This window comes from Streptomyces botrytidirepellens, assembly GCF_003721215.1.
In the GTDB taxonomy this organism is placed as follows: domain Bacteria; phylum Actinomycetota; class Actinomycetes; order Streptomycetales; family Streptomycetaceae; genus Streptomyces; species Streptomyces himastatinicus.
The window spans coordinates 1-3,241 of record NZ_RIBZ01000558.1 but is presented as its reverse complement, the minus strand read 5'-3'; the positions used below and the strand labels follow the sequence as shown (position 1 = coordinate 3,241).

At 69.8% G+C, this 3,241-nt stretch carries 2 protein-coding genes; both read left to right on the top strand.

Going from position 1 to position 3,241, the window contains the following annotated elements; genetic code table 11:
• Positions 1–111: 111 nt before the first annotated feature.
• Positions 112–2,721 carry a DNA translocase FtsK 4TM domain-containing protein gene (locus EEJ42_RS32775; RefSeq protein WP_123105595.1) on the top strand — a complete coding sequence of 870 codons (2,610 nt, stop codon included), beginning with the start codon at positions 112–114 and terminating at the stop codon, positions 2,719–2,721.
• 89 nt (positions 2,722–2,810) lie between these two features.
• The gene (locus tag EEJ42_RS32770) at positions 2,811–3,206 is read left to right on the top strand and encodes a RapZ C-terminal domain-containing protein (protein ID WP_123105593.1); all 396 of its coding nucleotides are present in this window, start codon (positions 2,811–2,813) and stop codon (positions 3,204–3,206) included.
• Positions 3,207–3,241 lie beyond the last annotated feature (35 nt).

Genomic DNA, 3,241 nt, shown 5'->3' with positions numbered 1-3,241 from the left:
CGTCGCCGAACTGACGTCTCCCTGTCCGCCCCCGCCATGGGGGCCGGGGGCGGACAGGGACGCGGAACAGCCAACGCCCCGCCACCCACCCCTGCACCGTCTGCCTGACCAATCTCCCTGGAGCCCGCTGTGAAGAAGACCCCCGCCAAGAAGCCCGTCGCGAAAAGGCCCCTTGCGAAAAGGTCACCGGCCAAGACGACTGCCGCAAAAAGGGCCCCTGTGAAGAGGGCCGCGGCGAAAAGGGCACCGGCCAAGAAGCCCGCCGTGAAGAGGACTCCCGCCAAGAAGGCCGCGGTGAAGTCGACGCCCAGCACCAGGATTGTGTACTGGTTCTTGCGCAGTATGGGGCGGGGCGTCAGGAACCTCGATCCGGCGCACCGCAAGGACGGCGTCGCGCTGTTGTTGCTCGGCAGCGCGTTGATTGTCGCTGTGGGCACCTGGGCCGATCCGCGGGGTGCGGTCGGCGAGCTGGTTGAGATCCTGGTGACCGGCTTCTTCGGCCGCCTCGACCTGCTGGTGCCGGTGCTGCTCGGTGTCATCGCCGTGCGCTTCATCCGGCGCACGGAGAAGTCCGAGGGCGACGGCCGTGTCGTCATCGGGCTGTCCGCCCTGGTCATCGGGGTGCTTGGGCTGGTCCACATCGCCTGCGGCTGGCCGGCGCGCAGTGACAGCATGCAGGCCATACGGGAGGCTGGTGGCTTGATCGGCTGGGGCGTCGCGACCGCGCTGACGCACACCATGGGCGAGGTGCTGGCCGTACCGCTGCTGGTGCTGCTCATCGTCTTCGGGCTGCTGGTCGTCACGGCCACCCCGGTCAACGCCATCTCACAGCGGCTGCGGGCGCTCGGCGCGCACCTCGGCGTCGTCCAGGGGCAAGCGGCCGACGTGCCCAGCGATGACGAGCGACACGCAGAGCAGAGGCGCGAGGCGCTGCCCACGCGCTCCAGCCATGGCGGGTCCGCCGGGGAGGCCTACGATCCGGACGGAGCCGAGCAGGAGGCCCTCCCACGGCGCGGGAAACAAACGTCAGCAGCACCGCCAGCGCCCGGCGCCGCCCAGCCGCACGCGATGATGCCGTCCCCCCGGGCCGTCCCCGACCTCACCAAGGCGCCGCCTGCTGGCCAGGAGCGCGATCTTCCCGGGCGCGCGGAGCAGCTCCAGCTGTCCAACGACACCACCTACTCCCTGCCGGTGCTCGACCTCCTCACGCGCGGGGGCCCCGGTAAGGCGCGCAGCGCCGCCAACGACGCGGTCGTCGCCTCGCTCTCGACTCTCTTCTCCGATTTCAAGGTCGACGTTGCCGTCACCGGGTTCACGCGCGGGCCGACGGTCACGCGCTACGAGGTCGAGCTCGGCCCCGCTGTGAAGGTTGAGCGGATCACCGCGCTGACGAAGAACATCGCGTACGCCGTCGCCAGCCCGGAGGTGCGGATCATCAGCCCGATCCCCGGCAAGTCCGCAGTCGGCATCGAGCTCCCCAACGCTGACCGTGAGATGGTCAACCTCGGCGACGTGCTGCGGCTGGGCGCGGCCGCCGAGGACGACCACCCGCTGCTGGTGGCGCTCGGCAAGGACGTCGAAGGCGGCTACGTGATGGCCAACCTCGCGAAGATGCCGCACATCCTGGTCGCCGGAGCCACTGGTTCCGGTAAGTCGTCGTGCATCAACTGCTTGATCACTTCCATCATGGTGCGCGCGACCCCCGAGGAGGTGCGCATGGTCCTCGTCGACCCCAAGCGGGTCGAGCTGTCCGCCTACGAGGGCATCCCGCACCTGATCACGCCGATCATCACCAACCCGAAGCGGGCCGCCGAGGCGCTCCAGTGGGTCGTAGGCGAGATGGACCTGCGCTACGACGACCTCGCGGCGTACGGCTTCCGGCACATCGACGACTTCAACGCAGCCGTCAGAAGCGGCAAAGTGAAGGCGCCGACGGGCAGCGAGCGGGAGCTCCAGCCCTACCCGTACCTGCTGGTGATCGTCGACGAGCTCGCCGACCTGATGATGGTCGCCCCGCGGGATGTCGAGGACGCGATCGTGCGCATCACGCAGCTCGCGCGCGCGGCCGGCATCCACCTGGTGCTCGCCACCCAGCGGCCGTCGGTAGACGTCGTCACCGGTCTGATCAAGGCGAACATCCCCTCACGGCTCGCCTTCGCCACCTCCTCGCTCACCGACTCGCGCGTCATCCTCGACCAGCCCGGCGCGGAGAAGCTGATCGGCAAAGGCGACGGGCTGTTCCTGCCGATGGGGGCGAACACCCCTGCCCGTATGCAGGGCGCGTTCGTCACCGAGGACGAGATCGCAGCCATCGTCCAGCACTGCAAGAACAAGATGGCGTCCGACGTCCGGGACGACGTCGCCGTGGGCACCAAGCAGAAGGAGGAGATCGACGAGCCCATCGGCGACGACCTGGACCTGCTGTGCGAGGCGGCCGAGCTGGTCGTCTCCACTCAGTTCGGTTCGACATCCATGCTCCAGCGCAAGCTGCGTGTCGGCTTCGCCAAGGCCGGACGGCTGATGGACCTCATGGAGTCCCGCAACATCGTCGGGCCCAGCGAGGGCTCCAAGGCGCGCGACGTCCTCGTGAAGCGCGACGAGCTGGACGGGGTGTTGGCACTGCTCCGTCCCGAACCCGGCAGCGCGCAGGGAGAAGAGGCGGACACCGACAGCCTCCAAGGGCAAGTCCAAACCACAACTGGCGGAGACCGCCTGCGATGAGCCACTCCCGCTGCTGCGCATACGCCGTGAGCCAGGCACCAGCGCACTGACCCGTCGACCAGCCCGCCCTCACCGGAAGACCCCTCCCCATGGACATCCGCATCACCTCGTTCGGCCATCTCCACGAACCCGCCCCCACCGACGCGCATATCACCCTCGACCTGCACCGCCACTTCCGCGACCCGCACGTCGACCCGAACCTGCGCACCCTGACCGCCCGCGACCGCCGCGCCATCCGGGCCGTGAAGCACACGCCCGGCATCCAGCAGCTGCTCGCCGCCACCCTCACCCAGGCCCAGGCCTACGCCCGCAGCCCCGGAGCCGGAGCACACCCGCTGCACATCGCGATCGGCTGCGCAGACGGCAGGCACCGCGCCGGTGTCACGGCCCACCTGCTGGCCCGACGCCTGCGCCGCCGAGGCCACCAAGTCGCCCTGACCCACCGCGACCTGCACCGGCCCGTCGTCGAACGCGCCCCAGCCTGACGGCTCCCCGCAGCGCCCCAACCCCCGGGGGTTGG

Bases quoted from the DNA above. Each gene is read 5' to 3' on its own strand.
- EEJ42_RS32770 (WP_123105593.1), top strand. From the start codon at position 2,811: ATGGACATCCGCATCACCTCGTTCGGCCATCTCCACGAACCCGCCCCC.